Here is a 20,305-nt window from a genome sequence, read left to right on the forward strand (position 1 = left end):
TGTCGCCTTTTCACGTCCCTTCCCGCCTGCTTCGCACCCCCCTCATGCGCCTCGCCCTGTTCGATCTGGACAATACCCTCCTCGCCGGCGACAGCGATTTCGAATGGGCGCAATTCCTGATCGAAAAGGAAGTGCTCGATCGGGAGGTCTACGAAGCGCGCAATCGCCACTTTTACGAAGCCTATAAATCCGGCACGCTCGATATTCACGAATTCCTCGATTTTCAGTTGAAGCCTCTGGCGCGGCATCCGCGCAGGCAGCTCGATCAGTGGCATGCCGAATTCATGCAGAAGAATATCCTGCCGATCATCACGCAGAAGGCACGCGACCTGATCGACAGCCATCATGATGATGCGCGCGTGGTGATCACCGCCACCAACAGCTTCGTTACCGCCCCGATCGCGCGCGAGCTCGGCATAGAAAACCTGATCGCCACCGAGCCCGAGGAAGTCGGCGGTGAATTTACCGGCCGGGTGCGGGGGGTGCCGTCGTTCCGCGAAGGCAAGGTCGAGCGCCTGAAGAGCTGGATGGCCGAGCACGGTATCGAATGGGAAACGGTCTCGGAAACCTGGTTTTACAGCGACTCGTTGAACGATCTGCCGCTGCTGTCCATCGTCAGCCATCCGGTTGCCGTGGACCCCGATGAGACTCTCAAGGAACACGCGCTCAGGCACGACTGGCGCGTTATCAGCCTGCGTTAGTCGCCACGGGCGCTGCGGCTGAACCTATTCATGTCGCGTGCCGCCGGAATCGTCGTGTTGTCGCTGATCGCTGCGATCAGCGTCGTCGTCGGGCTCGGTGCCGGCAGCGTCCCCATCCCTTTTGCCAAACTCTTTTTCGCGCTGGTGCAGCCCGGGAGTGATGCAATTTCCGACATCGTCTGGAAGCTGCGTCTGCCACGTGTATTGGCGGCGTTTTCCTGCGGAGCGCTGCTGGCGCTGGCCGGCGCGCTGATGCAGGTCCTGCTGCGTAATCCGCTCGCGGATCCCTATGTGTTCGGCATTTCCGGCGGCGCCGCGCTCGGTGTGATGTTCGGCATGGTGCTCGGCGTGGGGACGTTGATGCAGACCGGCCTGGGGCTGGCCGGAGCGGTATTGGCCTCTGTGCTGGTATTCGGACTGAGCTTGCGTGCCGGCAATTGGAATCCGTATCGGTTGTTGCTGACCGGCGTGGTGGTGGCGGCCGGACTGAATGCGCTGCTCAGTCTGATCCTGGTGCTTGCGCCGCAGACCGCGGTAAAGGGCATGTTGTACTGGCTGATGGGCGACCTTGGCTACGCCGGCAATCCGCTGCCGGCGTTGGCTGTGCTGGTGCTGCTGTTCGCCGTGGCGATGCCGTTCGCCCCCGCAATGAACGTGCTCGCACTTGGAAGGATGAAGGCGCAGTCTCTTGGTGTGGCGGTCAGCGGCATCGAAATCGTCCTGTTCGGCGTGGCTGCCGTCGCTGCGGTTACCGCGGTGCTGGTCGGCGGCACCGTCGGTTTTGTCGGCCTGATCGTGCCCCATCTGGTGCGCCTGCTTGGCCTCGCGGACCACCGCTGGCTGTTACCCGGTTCGGTTCTCGTCGGCGGCGGTTTCCTGACACTGGCCGACACCGTGGCCCGCAGTGCCTGGGCGCCTTTGCAGTTTCCCGTCGGGGTGCTCACCGCGTTGCTCGGCGTGCCGATCCTGCTGCTGCTTCTTGCAGGCAAAAACAAAGATGCTGCGCACTGAAGATTTGCGGCTTGCTTATCCCGGGCAGATGCTCGTCGACGGACTGTCGATGGAGTTTCGGCCGGGTGAAGTGTGGACCGTGCTCGGTCGCAATGGCAGTGGCAAGTCCACGCTATTGCATGTGCTCGCCGCGTTGCGGCCGCCCGAGGCGGGCCATGTCACGCTGAAGGATTCGATGGTCGGTAACGCGCCCAGACGCGCGCTGGCGCGGCACATCGGCGTACTCCTGCAGGAGGAGAGTCGCGAATTCTGGGGCAGCGTGCGCGACTACGTTCTGCTCGGGCGCTATCCGCATGCGCGCAGTCCATTCGGATGGAGCGCGGAGGACGAACGCATCGCCGAAAGCGAGATCGAAGCGATGCATCTGGGCGGCCTCGGCAACCGTGCTTTTACCTCGCTCTCCGGTGGAGAGCGTCAGCGCGCGCGCGCGGCGGCGCTGTTCGCGCAACGGCCTGCCGTCTATTTGCTCGACGAGCCCTTGCAACATCTCGATCTGCCGCACCAGGTGGCGGTGCTGGAGCGGCTCTCGAACGAAGCGCGCAATCGAGACGCGATCGTTGTCATGGTGTTGCATGATCTCCTCTTCGCCGCCCGCTACTGCAACCGTTTCCTGCTGCTGTTCGGGGACGGACGCTTCAGCGTCGGTCCTGCAGACGAAGCATTGACCGCGGATCACCTCGGGGAGCTGTATGGATTTCCTCTGGTGCCGGTCGAGGTCGGCGGCGAACGCCTGTTCCTGCCGGGAAGGCAATCGGGGTAGGGGTCGCATGTATAATCCCCGCTTTCACGCCGCCACAGAATTCTCCACTACGGAATTCTCCGCTATTTGATGATTCGGAAACTGCTTCGCCGGGTATTCTCCGGCCGGTCATCGCCGTCTGCCCAGCCGCAGGTCATTCCGCGCAGCAAGCACGGTCTATCCAGGGACAAGATCAGCTCGAGCGCGCGGCGCGTCACCACCGGGTTGCAGGAAAAAGGATTTGCGGCTTATGTGGTCGGCGGTGCGGTCCGCGATCTGCTGCTCGGACTGGAGCCGAAAGATTTCGACATCGCCACCGACGCCACGCCGGAGCAGGTGCGCAGCGTATTCCGGCGCTCGCGCATCATCGGACGGCGTTTCCGCCTGGTTCACGTCATGTTCGGCGAAGACACGGTGGAGGTATCCACGTTTCGCGCGCGCCAGGGCGGCGAACAGGAAGATCAGCGCGCCGACGAGCACGGCCGCATCCTGCGCGACAACGTGTTCGGCACCCGGGAAGAGGATGCCACCCGGCGTGATTTCACGATCAATGCGCTGTTCTACGATCCGACGACCGAACAGATCCTGGATTTCTGCGACGGGCTCGACGACCTGAAAGCGCGTCGCCTGCGCATGATCGGCGATCCCGATCAGCGCTATCGCGAAGATCCCGTGCGCATGCTGCGCGCCGTGCGTCTTTCCGCCAAACTCGGCCTCAAGATCGAGGCCGACACCCGCGCTCCGATCAAAAGTCTCGCACCATCGCTTGCCAATGTGCCGTCGGCGCGGCTGTTCGAAGAAATGATGAAGTTGCTGTTCTCCGGGCATGCCACCGCCTGTCTGCTGCAATTGCGCCAGGAAGGACTGCACCACGGTCTGTTGCCGATGCTCGACGTGATTCTCGAGCAACCGATGGGAGAGCGCTTCGTGATGATGGCGCTGAAGAGCACGGACGAACGCATGCGCGCGGACAAACCGATATCGCCGGGCTTCCTGTTCGCGGCGTTGCTGTGGCACGAAGTGCTGGCGGCCTGGAAACAGTCGCAGGAAGAGGGCCTCAATCCCCTGCCGGCGCTGTTCAAGGCGATGGATCACGTGATCCACGTACAGGCCGAAAAACTGTCCATCCCGCGGCGCTTCGGTGCGGACATGAAGGACATCTGGGCATTGCAGCCGCGCTTTCTCGGTCGCTCCGGACGCCGGCCCTATAGCGTGCTTGCTCATCCGCGCTTTCGCGCCGCGTACGATTTCCTGGTGCTGCGCTGTGACAGCGGCGAAGTCGATGCCGAGATCGCGGAATGGTGGGACAACTTCCAGAAAGCCGACGAAGAAATCCGCAAGCAGATGCTGCTTCCGGATCGCAGTCCGCGCCGGCGCCGGCGCCGGCGCAAACCGGCTGGCGGAAATGCCGAGCCGGGAGCGGCTCCCACCGGGTCCGAATGATCGCGCGCAGGGCAGCGGCGGAGGCCTTTGTCGGCCTCGGTGCCAATCTGGAAAATCCGTTGCGGCAGATCAGGCAGGCAATCGCAGAACTCGATGTCATCGAACACACCCGCGTAATGGTCGTTTCTTCGCTGTATCGCAGTGTCCCGGTCGGCTACGCCGAGCAGCCGGATTTCATCAATGCGGTGGCAAAGCTGCAGACCCGGCTATCGCCGCATGAACTCCTCGACGCACTGCATGTCATCGAGAACCGCCACGGACGCCTGCGCTCGGTACGCAACGCGCCGCGCACCCTGGATCTTGACCTGCTGTTATACGGAATGCTCGTCGTGCACGAGGAAGGGCTGACATTGCCGCACCCGCGCATGCATGAACGGGCCTTCGTGCTGCTGCCGCTTGCCGAGATTGCTCCGGACGCGCCTTTGCCGGGGCACGCGTCGGTATCGCAACTGCTGGCGCAAGTCGATCGCAGCGGCGTGGAGAAACTCGATGTCGCCTGAGAAGTATCGCTACATCGTCGTCGAGGGGCCGATCGGCGCGGGCAAGACCAGCCTGGCGCGCAGGTTGTCGGCGCATCTGGGCAAGGCATTGCTGCTCGAGGATCCGGATTCCAATCCCTTTCTCGCCCATTTTTACGAAGATCCGCGCCGCCATGCGCTGGCGACACAGTTGTTTTTCCTGTTCCAGCGTGTGCAGCAGGTCGGCGGGTTGAAGCAGATCGACCTGTTCGAGGGCGGCACCGTCGCCGATTTCATCCTCGACAAGGATCCGTTGTTCGCCAGCCTGACGTTGTCCGATGACGAGTTGCATTTGTACCAGCAGATCTATGGACACCTGATGCCGCAGGCACCGACGCCCGACCTGGTGATTTATCTGCAGGCTTCTTCGGAAAAGCTCATTGAGCGCGTGCACAAGCGCGGCGTAACTTACGAACGCAATATTTCCGAGCAATATCTGGTGCGGCTCGCCGACGCCTACAGCCGGTTCTTCTACCAGTTTTCGGCCGCGCCGCTGCTGATCGTCAACAGCGAACACCTGAATTTTGTTGATGACGCGGGTGATTTTGCTTTACTGTTGCGCCGCATCACCGAAATGCGGGGCCCGCGGGAGTTCTTCAGCCGCGGTGAATAACAACTGTTAACCGCAAAGGCGCCAAGGCGCAAAGGTGACGCGAAGGAAATCAGGATTGGAAGATTGTTCCTACTCCGCGACTCCGAACAATGGCGACGTTTCCCTTTTTTGGTGTGCCATTGCTCTTCTTTGCGTTCCCTTTGCGCCTTTGCGACTTTGCGGTGAAATGGATCAAATGAAAGTCACGACCAGCGTTTTGCAGAAGATGCGGCAGGAAAACGACCGCATCACCATGTTGACCTGCACGGATGCGAGCTTCGCTGCGCTGCTCGACGCCGCCGGCGTCGACATCTTTCTCGTTGGCGATTCGCTGGCGATGACGGTGCAAGGCCATGACTCGACGCTGCCCGTGACCATGGACGACATGGTCTATCACACCCGCATCGTCGCCCGCGGCACCAAGCGTGCGCTGGTGCTGGGCGACATGCCCTTCGGCAGTTACCAGAAAAGTCCGCAGCAGGCTTTCGACAACGCCGCGAGGCTGATGAGTGCGGGCGCGCACATGATCAAGCTGGAAGGGGGAGAGATCATGGCCCCGCAGATCGAGTTTCTCGCCAAGCGCGGCATTCCGGTCTGCGGACATATCGGCCTTACGCCGCAATCGGTACACGCACTCGGCGGCTACAAAGTGCAGGGCAAGACCGACGACACTGCGCAGCAGTTGGTAAGTGCGGGCAAGGCGCTGCAAGACGCCGGCGCGAGCCTGATGGTGGTCGAACTGGTGCCCGCCGCCGTCGGCAAAATGCTGACCGAAGCCCTGGCCATTCCGGTGATGGGGATCGGTGCCGGGGTGAATTGTTCCGGACAGATCCTGAATCTTTACGACATGCTCGACATCTATCCCGGAAAGAAGCCGCGCTTCGTGAAGAATTTCATGCAGGGCGCATCGTCCATCGCCGATGCGATTCAGCGCTTCGTCGCCGAAGTCAAGGCCGGAACATTCCCGGCTGCCGAACACAGTTTCTAGAGGAGCAGGACTTAGGGGCTAGGGACTAGGGGTTTGGGGCTAGGGTCTAAAACAAACATGGCGGCGCCATGTTGTCTTTCCCTGCCCCCTACTCCCTAACCCCTAGTCCCTAGCCCCTAAAAAATGGAAGTCATCAAGACAGTCGCCGAACTGCGCGAACGGCTCAAGCGTGAAACGCAGGTCGCCTGCGTGCCGACCATGGGCAACATCCATGACGGGCACCTGAGCCTGGTGCGCATCGCGCGCAGCCAGGCTCCCGTGACGGTCACCACCATCTTCGTCAATCGGCTGCAGTTCGGACAGGGCGAGGACTTCGACAAATACCCGCGTACCTTGGAAGACGACTGCGCGAAGCTCGATGCCGAAGGCAACACCATCGTGTGGGCACCGGACGAGAAGCAGATGTATCCGGAGCCGCAAACCTTCTACGTCGATTTGCCGAAGGTGGCCAACAAGCTCGAGGGCCGCTTCCGGCCCGGGCATTTTCGTGGCATGGCCACGGTGGTGCTGAAACTGTTCAACACGGTGCAACCGCAGATTGCGGTGTTCGGCAAGAAGGATTACCAGCAACTGGCGATCGTGCGCCAGTTGGTCGACCAGTTCGCGCTGCCGATCAAAATCGTTCCGGCGGAAACCGTGCGGGCCGAGGACGGCCTGGCGCTGTCATCGCGCAACCGCTACCTGTCCGCCGAGGAAAGAAAGGAAGCAACGCGGTTGCGCGAAGCTATCCTCGGAGTCCGGGACGCGGTGCTCAGCGGCGACCGCAATTTCATTGCGATGGAATACGCGGCCGGTGCGCTCCTCGCGCGGCATGGGTGGAACGTGGACTACGTGGTGGTGCGCAACCAGCGCGCCGTATTGCGTCCCGACCCCAATGACAAGGCACTCGTCATACTCGGCGCCGCCAAGCTCGGCCAGACGCGGCTGATCGACAATATTGAAGTGCAGGCGCCGTAACTGCGAAAAAAAGCGTTGACGCGGAGGTCGCGGAGAAAAAAAAGAGGACGCAGAGGAATAACCGGAAGGAACGCAGTGAAAATGCGGACTATGCGACGACTCTCGCAGCCTTGCAGTGAGCGATCAAATTTCCCGTTTCAGTTTTTCTTGTTTTCCTCGGCGCGCCCCTGAAGGGGGTATTGAAAATAATTCTCTGCGGTTCAAGAATTTCCTTTGTGACGATTCTCTTCTGCAGTCAGTCCGAATCGCCCGAACCCTGGCGCCTAGCCTGTGCTCGTGCCTTTCCGCGCATGGCGTTTCGCGTTTGGCCGGATACCGGACAGCGAGACGCAATCCGTTATGCCCTGGCGTGGAGGCAACCGCCGGGTGCGCTTGCCGGATTGCCCAATCTGAAGGCGATCCTGGTGCTCGGTGCCGGCGTCGATTCGGTGTTGAGCGATCCCGGGTTGCCGGCCAATGTCCCGGTGGTGCGGCTGGTGGACGCGGGACTGCCGGGGCCGATGGCGGAATACGCGCTCTACGCGGTGCTGCATTTCCAGCGGCGCATGTCGGATTACTTCGGCCAGCAGCGGGCCACGATCTGGCAGCCTCGCGACGAATCGCTCGCCAGGCAATGGCCGGCCGGCGTGATGGGACTCGGCGTGATCGGTGCCGCCGTGGCGCAGCGAATCGCCGCGCAAGGATATCCTGTTGCCGGCTTGAGCCGAAGCGGCAAACCCGTCGAGGGCGTCGAAGTGTTTGCCGGAGCGGCAGGCTTCGAGCCGTTTCTTGCGCACACGCGGGTGCTGGTGAACGTGCTGCCGCTGACACCCGAGACACGCGGAATTCTCAGCGCCCGTACTTTCGCTGCAATGCCTTGCGGCAGCTACGTCGTGAACATCGGCAGAGGAGAGCACGTAGTCGACGTCGATCTGATTGCCATGCTGGACTCAGGCCAACTTGCAGGGGCGATGCTGGACGTGTTCGAGCAGGAACCTCTGCCCGCCACGCATCCGTTCTGGCGTCAATCGAAGGTTATCGTCACGCCGCACGTGGCGGCGCCGACACTTGCTTCGGAATCCGAAGCACAGGTCGTCGACAACATCAGGCGGCTGGAACGCGGCGAGTTCCCGCTGGGCCTCGTGGATCGCGCCAAAGGCTACTAGCTCACCTTGCACGCGCGATGGTCTGGATTGTTGCGTCTATCCAAGGCGGCGTGCGGAGTTCGCCAGAAAGGCAGGGCTTTACCTCGGGATTTGCGGCCTAATCTGGAAGCCGTTTGTGTACGGCATGCACAATGTTTTCAATCAAAGAAGTACACTGGCATTTACGTAAAGGTCGGCCAAGATAGGCCGCAAAAATTGTATCTGTATCTTGTTGGAGCGCGACTCCCCTCACACGGAAGGTTGGTATGGCGAACGAACTTGAAATGATGATCGATCAAACGCGGATCATCGAAACAATCAACGAGCTCTTCATAGGCACCGATAATCGAGACTGGGCTCTTGTGAAGAGTTGTTTCGCGTCAAGCGTACTGTTCGACATGTCTTCCCTTGGCGCGGGCGACCCCCAAAAGATGGCACCCGACGAGATTGTCGCCGCGTGGGATGCCGGGCTCAAGCCACTCAAGGCGATACATCATCAGGCGGGAAACTACATAGTCCGCGTTTCCGGCATTAAGGCTGAAGCCTTCTGTTACGGCATCGCGAGTCACTATCTGCCCAACAAGACCAACGTGAACACCCGTACGTTTGTCGGAAGCTATGACTTTGAGCTTCTGAAAACTGCCGGGAAGTGGAGAATTTCCAAGTTCAAATTCAACCTGAAGTACCTTGACGGCAATCCGAATCTCGAGAGCTCGTGAATACGTTGCGCCACAACCGGAACATTGGGCATAGGGAGAGGCACGGTCATGGGTAGCTTCTACGTAAACCTCACGGTTCGCAGCGGGAACCAAACCGCCGTCGCTGCAGCCGTTGAGGGCCGCTCTGCTGGTGAGATTACCGACGAATACGATTCCTCCCCAGGCTACTTTGACTCTGATGCGGAGCCCTCTCCGCCTGCTGGTGGTAACGCGGAAATTCTATGTGCAGCATTCGACAGTTCGGCTTTGGATCGCGTTGAAGAGGTTCTCCGAAAATCTGGTTACGATGATGACGGCTATGTCTTTGCAAACGAGCGCCACGCAGACCTGGTGACCGCACTGGGGATACCAAGCTTTTCTGTCGGCCTTGGCTTTGGATATGCCGCAGACGGCGACTTGCCAGAGGGTTTATCTGAGGATCAATTGATTCACGTAAGTTAAGACTATGCCCAACCCCGCAATCTGGAGGAGCGTCCGACAGCTGCGCTGTCGAGTTCCCGCCGCGCTGCGCGCGACGGCGCCCGGTTGACGACATCGCGTTAGCCTATGTACCGCGTAATCATCGGTGTCATTGTGGCGGTCGTGGTGGTGTACGTTGGCTTGTGCGCCGCTCTCTTCTTCTTCCAGCGTTCTCTGATCTACTTCCCGCAACACAGGGCCTTCGGCTCCGGCGATACGACGGCAAAGCTTCTCGTGCCAGGCGCAGAGCTGCAAATCTCCGTCAGGCCACACGCGGGTGCGAAAGCGTTGCTGTACGTCGGCGGAAACGCCGAGGACGTCTCGGCCAATCTTCCCTCCCTCTCCAACGCGTTTCCCGACTACGCGCTGTACTTGCTTCACTATCGTGGATACGGCGGTAGTTCCGGAAAACCATCCGAGGAGGCCTTGACCTCAGATGCCCTTGCCCTGTTTGACAAGGTTTACGCAGAGCATCCAAACGTCGTCGTTGTCGGCCGCAGCTTGGGTAGCTGTATTGCAATCCGCCTCGCAAGCAGCCGACCGGTGTCGCGGCTCGTGCTCGTGACGCCGTACGACAGCCTCCAGGAGCTGGCCGTGCAGCAGTTTCCGTACATTCCAGTGCGGTGGCTGCTCTTGGACAAGTTCGAATCCTGGCGCTATGCGCCTCGCGTAAGCGCGCCCACCGTGATCCTCGCCGCCGAATTCGACGAAGTCATTCCCCGATCAAGTACAGAGCTACTCTATTCTCGCTTCGCGCCGGGCGTTGCCTCCTATAAGGTCATCCCTGGCGTTGGTCACAACTCGATATCCGAAAGTGCGGCGTATTTACCGTCGCTGAAGGGCATACCATGAATGGGGTGACGGACCCGGAGCGCTCTGGAACCTTGTCCTAATTTACCGTCCACCAAATCTGTGGCTATCTCATCGTGACCCGGTTGGTCCCGCTGCGCCTGCTAAAGTGGAAGATAGCAATCCCCCTCATAGCGCCAATCAACGATCCTCCGGGTCGTTTTATCGATCTCGAAATAAATGTCACAACGATTGTTGTGACCACGCCGGAAATGATCCTCTAAATTGCCGTTAGGTAGTCCCTTCTTGGAAATGCGGTTCTCTGGATAACGGTTAATATAGGCATACGGATCATCGATGCTTAGGCCGACGTGGCTCCGCATCATGTTCTTAAAATTTTCATGCGCACTTACTTAAAGGAGCGCAGGCCGAAAGCTCAACGGATATAGAAAGACACGCAACTGCGCGCAAGAGGAATGTAGTCAGAAGCACTAACCTCATCTCCATCACCTCAAACGAGATTTTCCAAATGATCAATTACTACGGCCGATACTGATATTGAGGTGTGGAAAGCCAGTCGGTCAAAGCAGGAATAGTCACTGCAAAGGAAAGTGCAACCGTGACCTGGAGCGAAGGTTTCAGGCGGTCGGCAGCTTGTAGTCCTTGAAGTCTTCGCGCAGCTTGGTCTTGAGCAGTTTGCCGGTCGCGGTGTGCGGTAGCTGCTCGACGAATACCACGTCGTCCGGCATCCACCACTTTGCGACCTTGCCTTCGAAGAATTTCAGCAGCTCTTCGCGTGTGACTTGCGTGTCCTTTTTCTTCACGACCACCAGCAGCGGGCGTTCGTCCCACTTGGGATGGACGATGCCGATCACCGCGGCCTCGGCAACGGCGGGATGCGCCACGGCGGTATTTTCGAGATCGATCGAGCTGATCCACTCGCCGCCGGACTTGATCACGTCCTTGGAGCGATCGGTGATTTGCATGTAACCGTCGACGTCGATGGTGGCCACGTCTCCGGTGGGGAACCAGTCCTTGCCTTTCTCGTCTTTGCGCATCGGGTCGCCGCCCTCGCCCTTGAAGTATCCGTTGCTGATCCACGGGCCGCGCACCAGCAAGTTGCCGAAGGCCTTGGCATCCCAAGGCAGATCCTTGCCGTCATCGCCCACAATTTTCATATCCACGCCGTAAACGGTACGGCCCTGCTTGTTCTGGATCGCGTATTTCTGTTCCTTCGGCAGGTCCAGGTGCTTGGCTTTGAACGTGCTCACCGTGCCGATCGGGCTCATTTCGGTCATGCCCCAGGCGTGCAGGACTTGCACGCCGTAGTCCTCCTGGAAGGAGCGGATCATCGCGGGTGGACACGCCGAGCCGCCGATAACGGTCCGGTTCATGGTGCTGAATTTGAGTTTGTTCTGCCCCATGTACTGCAGCAGCGCGAGCCATACGGTGGGCACGCCGGCCGACACGGTGACCCGCTCCGTCTCGAACAACTCGTACAGGCTCTTGCCGTCGAGTTGGGCTCCGGGCAGCACCATCTTGGCCCCGACCAGGGCGCAACTGTAGGGCAGGGCCCAGGCGTTGGCATGGAACATCGGCACCACCGGCAGCAACACGTCGCGCGCGGAAACGTCCAGCGCATCGGGCAGTGCCGCCGCATAGGCGTGGATTACGGTGGAGCGGTGCGAATACAGCACGCCCTTGGGATTGCCGGTCGTGCCCGAGGTGTAGCACAGCGACGACGCGGTGCGCTCGTCGAATTCCGGCCACTTGTAATCATCCGAGTGCGCGTTGAGCAGGTCCTCGTAGCACAACAGATTGGCGATGCCGGCCTGCGGCATATGCGCTTGGTCGGTCATGACGACCCAGCCCTTTACACTTTTGCATGCCGGCGCAAGCTTCTCGATCAAGGGTACAAAAGTCAGATCGAACAGGACGTAAGCGTCTTCGGCGTGATTGGCGATGTAGGCGATCTGCTCCGGAAACAGGCGCGGGTTAATGGTGTGCATCACCGCCCCCATGCCTGAGATGCCGTAAAAGGCTTCCAGATGCCGGTAACCGTTCCATGCCAGGGTACCGACGCGGTCTCCCGTCTTCACGCCGAGCGCGGTGAGCGCGTTGGCCAGTTGCCTGGCGCGGCGATGGGCGTCGTGGTAGGTATACCGGTGAATTCCTCCCTCCACCAGCCGCGACACGATCTCGGTGTCACCGTGGTAGCGATCCGCGTGCCCGATCAACGACGAGATCAGCAGCGGAACGTCCATCATCAGGCCTTGCATGGCAGGCTCCCCCCTATTGTTCGATTTGCCCGGATTCTAGCAGCTTGACCCGGCAAAACGCGGCCGTCCTGCAACGCGGATGCGCTTGTGTTCGTTGCAGTGCAAAAGAGGGCCGGTGCATGGTTTCCCGGACTGGCAACGCGTTTACAACGCCGCTGCTTTGCGAATAGAATCCGGCCCGTACAGTCAGGCACCCTGGCAGTCGGTACGGCGCTCGAACCCGGTCGGCGAGCGGCTATGAGTGAAGCCGGACAGATCCAAACTATAACTAGACAGATGACGCCCACGACCGTGTCCCTGGTTCCCGTGCATTCATTCAAGGTCGCCGGCCGCGCGTTGTCCTTCCATTGAGGAGAAAAAACGATGAGATCCATGAAGGCCGCGTTGTTGCTGTCGATCGCAATCCTGGCGCCGATGCTGCCGGCCGCCGCGCGAGGCGAGGACACCATCAAGATCGCGTACATCGAGGGCCTGAGCGGACCGTTCGCGAACGTCGGTGAAATCGGGCTGAGGCACTTCCAGCTCGCCGCGGAAACCGTCAATGCGCGCGGTGGTGTGCTCGGCGGCGTCAAATTCGAAATCGTGCCCTTCGATCACAAGACCAGCCCGCAGGAAGCCCAGTTGGTATTCAAGCAGGCGGCCGACCAGGGCATCCGCTATATCGCGCAAGGCAACGGCTCGAGTGTCGCGCTCGCGCTGACGGACGCAGTGGCCAAGCACAACGAACGCAATCTGCAGAAGAGCGTCCTGTACCTGAACTACGCGGCGGTCGATCCTGCGCTGACCAACGACAAATGCAATTTCTGGCACTTCCGCTTCGACGCCGACGGCGACATGAAGATGCAGGCGCTGACGAATTACATGGCGCAGCAGAAGAACATCAAGAAGGTCTACCTGATCAACCAGGACTATTCGTTCGGCCAGGCGGTGACCAAGGCCGCGCGGGCGATGCTCGCCGCGAAACGGCCGGACATCGAAATCGTCGGCGATGACCTGCATCCGCTGGGCAAGGTCAAGGATTTCGCGCCCTACGTCGCCAAGATCAAGTCCTCGGGTGCGGACAGTGTCATCACCGGCAACTGGGGCAACGATCTTGCGCTGCTGGTGAAGGCGGGCAAGGAAGCCGGGTTGAAGGCGGACTACTACACGTACTACACCGGCGCGGCCGGCGCCGTAACGGCTTTCGGCGACGCAGGGGCCGGCCACGTCAAGCAAGTGACCACCTGGCACTCGAACATCGGTGGAAAACAGGCTGCCGATCACAATACCGAGTACCGTGCCCGTTTCCCTGAAGTCAAGGACGATCTGTATTACTCGTCGATCCGCGAGTCGGTCACTGCGCTCGCGCTGGCGATCGAGAAAGCAAAGAGTGCCGATCCGGCGAAGGTCGCGCTGGCGCTGGAAAACCTCAAGTTCGAGGATGATTCCGGCGAGGTCACCATCCGCGCGGACAATCATCAACTGGTGCAGCCGCTCTACATTTCCACGCTGGTCAAAGCCAACGGCAAGGACGTCAAATTCGACGTCGAGAAAACCGGGCTCGGTTTTCGTACCGACGCACGTGTCGAAGGCAAGGATACCGTGATGCAGACGACCTGCAAGTTCCAAAAGCCGTGATTGGTGATTGGTGATTTGTGATTAGGAGAATCCTCAATCTGCCAGTCACCAATTACTAATCACCAGTCACTGATCCGGCCATGGAATTCTTTCTCGTCACCCTGCTGAACAGCCTGTCCTACGGGCTGCTGCTGTTCATGCTGTCCTCCGGGCTGACGTTGATTTTCAGCATGATGGGCGTGCTGAATTTCGCGCATGCGAGCTTCTATATGCTCGGCGCCTACTTCGCTTACCAGACGGGCCTGTACGTGGGGTTCTGGCCCGCCCTGTTCATTGCACCGCTGATCGTCGGCGGGTTCGGCGCGGCAACCGAACGCTTCGGCCTGCGCACCGTGCACAAGTTCGGGCATGTGGCCGAATTGCTGTTCACGTTTGGTCTGGCGTATGTGATCGAAGAGGTGGTGCACCTGCTCTGGGGACGTGCGCCGGTGGATTACCGCATTCCAGCCCAGCTCGATTTCACGCTGTTCACGTTGTATACCACTCAGTATCCGGCCTATCGCGGTTTCATGATGCTGGTCTCGGTCGGCATGCTGCTGGCCTTGTATCTTGTGCTGACGCGCACCCGCATCGGCCTGGTGATCCAGGCTTCGCTCACCCATCCGGACATGGTCGAGTCGCTCGGGCATAACGTGCCACGGGTGTTCATGCTGGTGTTCGCCGGCGGTGCTGCGCTGGCCGGACTGGCGGGCGTGATCGGCGGCAATGCATTCATTACCGAACCCGGCATGGCGACCGCGGTCGGCAGCATCGTCTTCGTCGTCGTCGTATTCGGCGGCATGGGTTCGCTCGCCGGCGCCTTCCTTGCGTCGTTGATCATCGGTGCGCTGCAGACGTTTTCCGTCGCGATCGATTATTCGATGCTCGACATTCTCGGCAAAGTCGGTATCAATGTCGCCTCGACATCGGCGTGGCACGGCCTCTGGTCGATCACGATCTCGCAAACCGCACCGGTGCTGCCTTACCTGCTGATGGTGCTGATGCTGATCGTGCGCCCGCGCGGCCTCATGGGTACACGGGAGAGTTGATGTGCTGACCGACACGGGTATCCGGCATCTCCCGCGGAGCGCCAGCATGACGCCGGTGCTGACCCCACCCAGGATCGTGTTCTGGGTGGCGGTGGCGCTGACCTTCGCTGTGCTTCCGCTGATCTTCACCCAGAGCTTCGCGCTGTCGATGCTGTCGCAGATGGGCATTGCCGTCATCTTTGCGCTGTCGTACAACATGCTGCTCGGGCAGACCGGGCTGCTGTCTTTCGGACACGCCGTGTACTTCGGCCTGGGCGCGTTCTTCTGTGCGCACGCCCTGAACCTGATCGGCGCCGGCAAATTATGGTTTCCGGTCACCCTGGTGCCACTGATCGGCGGCGTGGCCGGGCTCGTGTTCGGACTGCTGTTAGGCTTCGTGACGACGCGGCGCGCCGGAACGCCGTTCGCGATGATTTCGCTCGGCATTGCCGAAATGGTGGCTGCGAGTGCATTGATGTTCACCGCCTTTTTCGGCGGCGAAGGCGGCATCGCCACCAACCGCGCCGTGGGCAAGCCCTTTCTCGGACTCAGTTACGGCCCGCAGATCCAGGTCTATTATCTGATCGCGGGATGGTGCCTCGTCGCCATGATCGCGATGTTCGCGCTGACGCGGACGCCGCTCGGGCGCATGGCGAACGCCGTGCGCGACAATCCGGAACGCGCCAAATTCGTCGGCTACAACCCGACCCGCGTGCGCTGGCTGATGATGTCGCTGGCCAGTTTCTTCGCCGGCATCGGCGGCGGCCTGGCGGCGATCAACTACGAAATCGTCACCGCCGAAACGCTCGGCCTGGTGGCGTCCGGCAACGTCGTGCTGATGGCGTTCATCGGCGGCATCGGCCATTTCTGGGGTCCGATCATCGGCGCCGTGCTCGTTACGCTGCTGCAATCGGCGCTATCCAACTACACCCAGGCCTGGCTGTTGTACTTCGGCCTGTTCTTCCTGGTGATCATCATGTTTTCGCCGGGCGGCATCGCCAACCTGATCGCACTGCATAAGCCGGTATGGAATGCGCGTCTGGTGCGGCGTCTGGTGCCTTCCTATGCGATCGCGGCGATTGCCGGCTCGGTCATGCTGGCGGGATTCTTCGCACTGATCGAAATGATCTATCACTTCGAGGCCAAGGAAACGTCCAGCAAGGCATTCTCGTTTTTCGGTTTCATGCTCGACCCGATGCAAGGCCGCTACTGGATTGGAACCGCGATCGTGTTCGTCATCGGCATAGCGCTGGTCTATGGCGTAAAAAGGGTGGTCGGCCGCGCCTGGGAAAACCTGACGGTCGAACTCCAGCAGAGGGGGGCCGTATGAGCGTGGCAGCCCTGCAACTGCACGACGTGCGCAAGAGCTTCGGACGCACTTCGATCATCAATGGCGTCAACCTGAGCATCAGCCCGGGCGAACGCCATGCCATCATCGGCCCGAACGGCGCCGGCAAGTCGACGCTGTTCAATCTGATCAGCGGCCGCTTCGGGGTCAGTTCGGGGCGCATCGATCTGCACGGGGAAAGCATCAACGGCCTCGAGCCCGAGATCATCAACCGCAAAGGGCTGGCGCGCAGCTTCCAGATCACCAACATCTTTCCGCGCATGTCCGTGTACGAAAACGTGCGCTGCGCGGTGCTGTGGTCCCAGGGCTACAAATATTCGTTCTGGCATCGCGTCGACGCATTGGAGGCGGTTCGCGAGCGTGCCGGCGAGATCGTCGATCGCATCGGCATGGCGAAGCGCCGCGACCGGATGGCCGGCGTGCTGACCTACGCGGAGCAGCGTGCGCTCGAAATCGGCGTGACGATCGCCGGCGGAGCGAACGTCATCCTGCTGGACGAGCCGACCGCCGGCATGAGCCGCAGCGAGACCGATGAAGCCGTCGAGTTGATCCGCAAAGTAACCGAGGGCCGCACCCTGATCATGGTCGAGCACGACATGAGCGTGGTCTTCAATCTGGCGGACCGTATTTCGGTGCTGGTCTATGGCGAAGTGATTGCCAGCGGCACGCCGCAGGAAATCCGCGGCAACAAGGCGGTCCAGGAAGCCTATCTCGGCACCGAGCAACACTAGAACTTACAGACGAACCACGGAGGGCACGGAGAACACGGAGAAGAACACCACTTGGAGAACGACGGATTCATGACTCGTCAAACGACCGCCAGCGGCTGGGAGAATGTGCCAAACATCTCCGCTTATTTGACTTTTCTCCGTGTTCTCCGTGTTCTCCGTGGTTCAATCGTTCTTAGCGCATGCTTGAAGTCAAAGACCTCCACGCCTACTACGGCAAGAGCCATATCCTGCACGGCGTGCATTTGCAGGTCGGGCAGGGCGAGATCGTCAGCCTGCTGGGACGCAACGGCGTCGGCCGTTCCACGACCATCAAGTCGATCATGGGTCAGGTCAATTCCACCGGCTCGGTGAAGTTCAAAGGCGAGGAACTCAATGGGCAGAAGACCTACATGGTCGCGCGCAGGGGCCTGGGCTATGTTCCCGAGAACCGCGACATCTTTCCGTCGCTGACGGTGAGGCAGAATCTGCTGCTGGGGATGAAGAACGCGCGCCAGAAGGGCCGCTGGAGCATCGACGACATGTACGCGCTGTTCCCGCAGCTCAAGGCGCGGGCGGATGCGCCGGCCGGCGTCATGTCCGGCGGGGAGCAGCAGATGCTGACGTTGTGCCGCACCCTGATGGGTGATCCCGACCTGGTGATGATCGATGAGCCGACCGAAGGCCTTGCGCCCAAAATCGTCGAGCAGGTCGCGAAGCTGTTCGGGGAGATCAAGAACCGCGGCGTTTCCATCCTGCTGGTCGAGCAGAAGCTGACGATCGCGTTGAAGATCTCGCAACGGCTCTACGTCATGGGCCACGGCCAGATCGTGTTCGAAGGCACGCCCGAAGGTTTGCGCGCGAACGAGGCCGTTCGCAAGGAGTGGCTGGAAGTCTAGAATTGAGTACAAGATACACGGCGCAAAAAGAAAACACGAAGTCTTGAACCACGGAGGACACGGAGGAAAAACAAAAACGAGGAAAAGAAAAGTGGGGGTAAAAACGAGGTCATTATTTGCTAACCTGTGCGGCCAATGTTCACTGCAATGGATCGTGATCCAATGAAATGTTTTCACCCCGACTTGTTTTCTTGCTCTTGGCTTTCCTCCGTGTTCTCCGTGGTTCAGCTCTTTATGATCCCGGAGGTTGAATGACCAATTTCGTCGAATACCAGAAGCAGGGCAGCATCGGCGTCATCGCGCTGAACAATCCGCCGGTCAATGCGCTGTCGGTGAACAAGGGCGTGGTGCAGGGCATCTTCGACGTCCTCAAGGAAGGCGACCACGATCATCATATCCGCGCCTTCGTGCTCATCGGTGGCGGGCGCAACTTCAGCGGCGGCGCCGACATCAGCGAATTCGGCAAGCCCTACGACCCGGGCAAGGCTACGCTGCCCGACGTGCTGGCCTACATGGATACCGTCACCAAGCCGATCGTCGCCGCGATTTCCGGCCCCACCATGGGGGGCGGGCTGGAGCTGGCGCTGGCCTGCCATTACCGGATCGCGCTGACCGGTGCGCAGATCGCGCTGCCCGAAGTGAAGCTCGGCATCCTCCCGGGCGCTGGCGGAACCCAGCGAGCGCCCCGATTGATGGGCGTGGAGAAGGCGCTGGATTTCATGGTTGCCGGCGATCCGGTCTCAAGCGAGAAAGCGAAGGAATCCGGTCTCGTGGACGAGGTCGTTACCGGCGATTTGCGCGCCGCCGCGATCTCCTACGCCAACCGGCTCTTGAAAGAGGGCCAGGGCGTGCGTCGCGCGAGTCAGTTGACCGCGGCGCTTGACCAGCCCGCCGAGGCCTTCTTTGCCGCCGCGCGAGAGCGCATCGGCAAGGCGTGGCGTGGCTACCCAGCGCCGCGGGCGATCGCCGCGTGCGTCGAGGCTGCGACCAACCTGCCGTTCGCGAAGGGTGTCGCCTTCGAACGCCAGCAGTTCGAGAAACTGGTGAAAACCGACGAATCGCGCGCGCTGCGCCATCTGTTCTTCGCCGAGCGCCAGGTCAGCAAGATCCCCGACGTACCGGAGGACACGCCGGTGCGCGAGATAAAGTCCGCGGCACTGATCGGCGCCGGGACGATGGGCGGTGGCATCGCCATGAACTTCGTCAATGCCGGCATCCCCGTGAAAATGCTCGAAGTGAACCAGTCGGCGCTCGACAAAGGGCTCGGCATCGTGCGCAAAAACTACGCGGCGACGGTGGCCAAGGGCCGGTTGACCCAGGAAGCCATGGACAAGCGCATGGGCCTGTTCACCGGCGTGACCCGCTACGAGGACATCAAGGACGTCGATATCGTCATCGAAGCGGTGTTCGAGGATATGCCGGTCAAGAAGCAGGTGTTCGAGAAACTCGACAAGGTCTGCAAGCCGGGCGCCATCCTCGCCACGAACACCTCGACGCTGGACGTGAACGAAATTGCCGCGGTCACCTCGCGTCCGCAGGATGTGCTGGGCCTGCATTTCTTCAGCCCCGCCAACGTCATGAAGCTGCTGGAAGTGGTGCGCGCGAAAAAAACATCCAAGGATGTGCTGGCCAGCGCCATGAAACTGTCGAAAGCCATCAAGAAGGTCGGCGTGGTCGCGGGCGTGTGCGATGGCTTCATCGGCAACCGCATGCTCCACGGCTATTTCCGTGAAGCGGGCTTCCTGCTCGAAGAAGGCGCGCTGCCTCAACAGGTCGACAAGGTCATCGAGGATTTCGGCTTTGCGATGGGGCCGTTCCGTGTCGGCGACCTGGCGGGACTCGACGTGGGCTGGTACATCCGCAAGCGCCAGGCGGCGACCCGCCCTGCGCACCTGCGCTATTCCAAGGTGGCGGACCAGATCTGCGAACTCGGGCGCTTCGGTCAGAAGACCGGTGCCGGCTGGTACCGGTACGAGGCCGGCAACCGCAATCCGATTCCCGATCCGGTCGTCGAAGAGTTGATCGTGAAAGCCTCCAACGAAGCGGGCATCCAGCGCCGCCAGATCACGGACCAGGAAATCCTCGAGCGCTGCCTCTACGCGCTGGTCAACGAAGGCGCGAAAATCCTCGAAGAGGGCATCGCGCTGCGGGCGAGCGATATCGACATCGTCTATATCTACGGCTACGGCTTCCCACGCTATCGCGGCGGACCGATGTTCTGCGCCGATACGGTCGGACTGGACAAGGTGCTGGAGTCGGTGCGGCGTTATCATTCAGCACATGGCGAATTCTGGAAGCCGGCAGCGCTGCTTGAGAAGCTGGCAGCCGAAGGCAAGAAATTCAACAGCTAATTCTTGAACCACGGAGGGCACGGAGAAGGGCAAAGTCGAAAGAGGTGTGAGCGAGAT

At 60.6% G+C, this 20,305-nt stretch carries 19 protein-coding genes; 18 read left to right on the forward strand and 1 reads right to left on the reverse strand.

Annotated elements, in window-relative coordinates:
• The first annotated feature begins 44 nt into the window (after positions 1 to 44).
• From HY067_04330 to HY067_04385, 12 genes are all read left to right on the forward strand, one after another.
• Positions 45 to 701 (forward strand): HAD family hydrolase, encoded by a 657-nt coding sequence (locus HY067_04330; protein MBI3527175.1) that lies wholly within the window; start codon positions 45 to 47, stop codon positions 699 to 701.
• 30 nt (positions 702 to 731) lie between these two features.
• Positions 732 to 1,712, forward strand: coding sequence for an iron ABC transporter permease (locus HY067_04335; protein ID MBI3527176.1), 981 nt, complete (start codon positions 732 to 734; stop codon positions 1,710 to 1,712).
• Complete coding sequence (locus HY067_04340; GenBank protein MBI3527177.1) at positions 1,699 to 2,472, forward strand: ABC transporter ATP-binding protein; 774 nt, start codon at positions 1,699 to 1,701, stop codon at positions 2,470 to 2,472. Before HY067_04335 ends, HY067_04340 begins: the two co-directional genes overlap by 14 nt.
• 69 nt (positions 2,473 to 2,541) lie before the next feature.
• Positions 2,542 to 3,894 carry a polynucleotide adenylyltransferase PcnB gene (gene pcnB, locus HY067_04345; GenBank protein MBI3527178.1) on the forward strand — a complete coding sequence of 451 codons (1,353 nt, stop codon included), beginning with the start codon at positions 2,542 to 2,544 and terminating at the stop codon, positions 3,892 to 3,894.
• On the forward strand, positions 3,891 to 4,394 hold the full coding sequence (gene folK / locus HY067_04350; protein MBI3527179.1) for a 2-amino-4-hydroxy-6-hydroxymethyldihydropteridine diphosphokinase: 504 nt from the start codon (positions 3,891 to 3,893) through the stop codon (positions 4,392 to 4,394). Before pcnB ends, folK begins: the two co-directional genes overlap by 4 nt.
• Positions 4,384 to 5,025 carry a deoxynucleoside kinase gene (locus tag HY067_04355; GenBank protein MBI3527180.1) on the forward strand — a complete coding sequence of 214 codons (642 nt, stop codon included), beginning with the start codon at positions 4,384 to 4,386 and terminating at the stop codon, positions 5,023 to 5,025. The genes folK and HY067_04355 overlap by 11 nt, the downstream gene beginning before the upstream one ends.
• Positions 5,026 to 5,200: 175 nt before the next feature.
• Complete coding sequence (gene panB / locus HY067_04360; protein MBI3527181.1) at positions 5,201 to 5,992, forward strand: 3-methyl-2-oxobutanoate hydroxymethyltransferase; 792 nt, start codon at positions 5,201 to 5,203, stop codon at positions 5,990 to 5,992.
• Between the two features lie 123 nt (positions 5,993 to 6,115).
• Positions 6,116 to 6,949 (forward strand): pantoate--beta-alanine ligase, encoded by an 834-nt coding sequence (locus tag HY067_04365; protein MBI3527182.1) that lies wholly within the window; start codon positions 6,116 to 6,118, stop codon positions 6,947 to 6,949.
• 290 nt (positions 6,950 to 7,239) lie between these two features.
• Entirely contained in the window at positions 7,240 to 8,094 is an 855-nt protein-coding gene (locus tag HY067_04370) for a glyoxylate/hydroxypyruvate reductase A (protein MBI3527183.1), read from the forward strand.
• A gap of 245 nt (positions 8,095 to 8,339) precedes the next feature.
• The gene (locus tag HY067_04375; protein MBI3527184.1) at positions 8,340 to 8,792 is read left to right on the forward strand and encodes a nuclear transport factor 2 family protein; all 453 of its coding nucleotides are present in this window, start codon (positions 8,340 to 8,342) and stop codon (positions 8,790 to 8,792) included.
• A 48-nt stretch (positions 8,793 to 8,840) separates the two neighbouring features.
• Entirely contained in the window at positions 8,841 to 9,233 is a 393-nt protein-coding gene (locus tag HY067_04380) for a hypothetical protein (protein MBI3527185.1), read from the forward strand.
• A 105-nt stretch (positions 9,234 to 9,338) separates the two neighbouring features.
• Positions 9,339 to 10,103: an alpha/beta fold hydrolase gene (locus HY067_04385; protein ID MBI3527186.1), complete on the forward strand. Its 765-nt coding sequence runs from the start codon at positions 9,339 to 9,341 to the stop codon at positions 10,101 to 10,103.
• A gap of 575 nt (positions 10,104 to 10,678) precedes the next feature.
• Here the strand turns inward: HY067_04385 and HY067_04390 are convergent.
• On the reverse strand, positions 10,679 to 12,319 hold the full coding sequence (locus HY067_04390; protein ID MBI3527187.1) for a fatty-acid--CoA ligase: 1,641 nt from the start codon (positions 12,317 to 12,319) through the stop codon (positions 10,679 to 10,681).
• Positions 12,320 to 12,691: 372 nt separating this feature from the next.
• Between HY067_04390 and HY067_04395 the strand changes: the two genes are divergently transcribed.
• The 6 genes from HY067_04395 to HY067_04420 all read left to right on the forward strand — a co-directional run bounded on the left by HY067_04395 (position 12,692) and on the right by HY067_04420 (position 20,248).
• Complete coding sequence (locus HY067_04395) at positions 12,692 to 13,936, forward strand: branched-chain amino acid ABC transporter substrate-binding protein (GenBank protein MBI3527188.1); 1,245 nt, start codon at positions 12,692 to 12,694, stop codon at positions 13,934 to 13,936.
• An 80-nt stretch (positions 13,937 to 14,016) separates the two neighbouring features.
• Positions 14,017 to 14,964 (forward strand): branched-chain amino acid ABC transporter permease, encoded by a 948-nt coding sequence (locus tag HY067_04400; protein MBI3527189.1) that lies wholly within the window; start codon positions 14,017 to 14,019, stop codon positions 14,962 to 14,964.
• A gap of 46 nt (positions 14,965 to 15,010) precedes the next feature.
• Positions 15,011 to 16,273 carry a branched-chain amino acid ABC transporter permease gene (locus tag HY067_04405; GenBank protein MBI3527190.1) on the forward strand — a complete coding sequence of 421 codons (1,263 nt, stop codon included), beginning with the start codon at positions 15,011 to 15,013 and terminating at the stop codon, positions 16,271 to 16,273.
• Entirely contained in the window at positions 16,270 to 17,022 is a 753-nt protein-coding gene (locus tag HY067_04410; protein ID MBI3527191.1) for an ABC transporter ATP-binding protein, read from the forward strand. Before HY067_04405 ends, HY067_04410 begins: the two co-directional genes overlap by 4 nt.
• A gap of 179 nt (positions 17,023 to 17,201) precedes the next feature.
• On the forward strand, positions 17,202 to 17,897 hold the full coding sequence (locus tag HY067_04415; GenBank protein ID MBI3527192.1) for an ABC transporter ATP-binding protein: 696 nt from the start codon (positions 17,202 to 17,204) through the stop codon (positions 17,895 to 17,897).
• Between the two features lie 251 nt (positions 17,898 to 18,148).
• Positions 18,149 to 20,248, forward strand: coding sequence for an enoyl-CoA hydratase/isomerase family protein (locus tag HY067_04420; protein MBI3527193.1), 2,100 nt, complete (start codon positions 18,149 to 18,151; stop codon positions 20,246 to 20,248).
• Positions 20,249 to 20,305 lie beyond the last annotated feature (57 nt).

It is taken from the genome of Betaproteobacteria bacterium (assembly GCA_016194905.1).
Classification (GTDB): domain Bacteria; phylum Pseudomonadota; class Gammaproteobacteria; order Burkholderiales; family JACQAP01; genus JACQAP01.

Excerpts from the sequence above, each read along its gene's own strand:
- HY067_04330 (MBI3527175.1), top strand. The coding sequence starts at position 45 with ATGCGCCTCGCCCTGTTCGATCTGGACAATACCCTCCTCGCCGGCGAC.
- HY067_04335 (MBI3527176.1), top strand. The coding sequence starts at position 732 with ATGTCGCGTGCCGCCGGAATCGTCGTGTTGTCGCTGATCGCTGCGATC.
- HY067_04340 (MBI3527177.1), top strand. The coding sequence starts at position 1,699 with ATGCTGCGCACTGAAGATTTGCGGCTTGCTTATCCCGGGCAGATGCTC.
- pcnB (MBI3527178.1), top strand. The coding sequence starts at position 2,542 with ATGATTCGGAAACTGCTTCGCCGGGTATTCTCCGGCCGGTCATCGCCG.
- folK (MBI3527179.1), top strand. The coding sequence starts at position 3,891 with ATGATCGCGCGCAGGGCAGCGGCGGAGGCCTTTGTCGGCCTCGGTGCC.
- HY067_04355 (MBI3527180.1), top strand. The coding sequence starts at position 4,384 with ATGTCGCCTGAGAAGTATCGCTACATCGTCGTCGAGGGGCCGATCGGC.
- panB (MBI3527181.1), top strand. The coding sequence starts at position 5,201 with ATGAAAGTCACGACCAGCGTTTTGCAGAAGATGCGGCAGGAAAACGAC.
- HY067_04365 (MBI3527182.1), top strand. The coding sequence starts at position 6,116 with ATGGAAGTCATCAAGACAGTCGCCGAACTGCGCGAACGGCTCAAGCGT.
- HY067_04370 (MBI3527183.1), top strand. The coding sequence starts at position 7,240 with ATGGCGTTTCGCGTTTGGCCGGATACCGGACAGCGAGACGCAATCCGT.
- HY067_04375 (MBI3527184.1), top strand. The coding sequence starts at position 8,340 with ATGGCGAACGAACTTGAAATGATGATCGATCAAACGCGGATCATCGAA.
- HY067_04380 (MBI3527185.1), top strand. The coding sequence starts at position 8,841 with ATGGGTAGCTTCTACGTAAACCTCACGGTTCGCAGCGGGAACCAAACC.
- HY067_04385 (MBI3527186.1), top strand. The coding sequence starts at position 9,339 with ATGTACCGCGTAATCATCGGTGTCATTGTGGCGGTCGTGGTGGTGTAC.
- HY067_04390 (MBI3527187.1), bottom strand. The coding sequence starts at position 12,319 with ATGCAAGGCCTGATGATGGACGTTCCGCTGCTGATCTCGTCGTTGATC.
- HY067_04395 (MBI3527188.1), top strand. The coding sequence starts at position 12,692 with ATGAAGGCCGCGTTGTTGCTGTCGATCGCAATCCTGGCGCCGATGCTG.
- HY067_04400 (MBI3527189.1), top strand. The coding sequence starts at position 14,017 with ATGGAATTCTTTCTCGTCACCCTGCTGAACAGCCTGTCCTACGGGCTG.
- HY067_04405 (MBI3527190.1), top strand. The coding sequence starts at position 15,011 with ATGACGCCGGTGCTGACCCCACCCAGGATCGTGTTCTGGGTGGCGGTG.
- HY067_04410 (MBI3527191.1), top strand. The coding sequence starts at position 16,270 with ATGAGCGTGGCAGCCCTGCAACTGCACGACGTGCGCAAGAGCTTCGGA.
- HY067_04415 (MBI3527192.1), top strand. The coding sequence starts at position 17,202 with ATGCTTGAAGTCAAAGACCTCCACGCCTACTACGGCAAGAGCCATATC.
- HY067_04420 (MBI3527193.1), top strand. The coding sequence starts at position 18,149 with ATGACCAATTTCGTCGAATACCAGAAGCAGGGCAGCATCGGCGTCATC.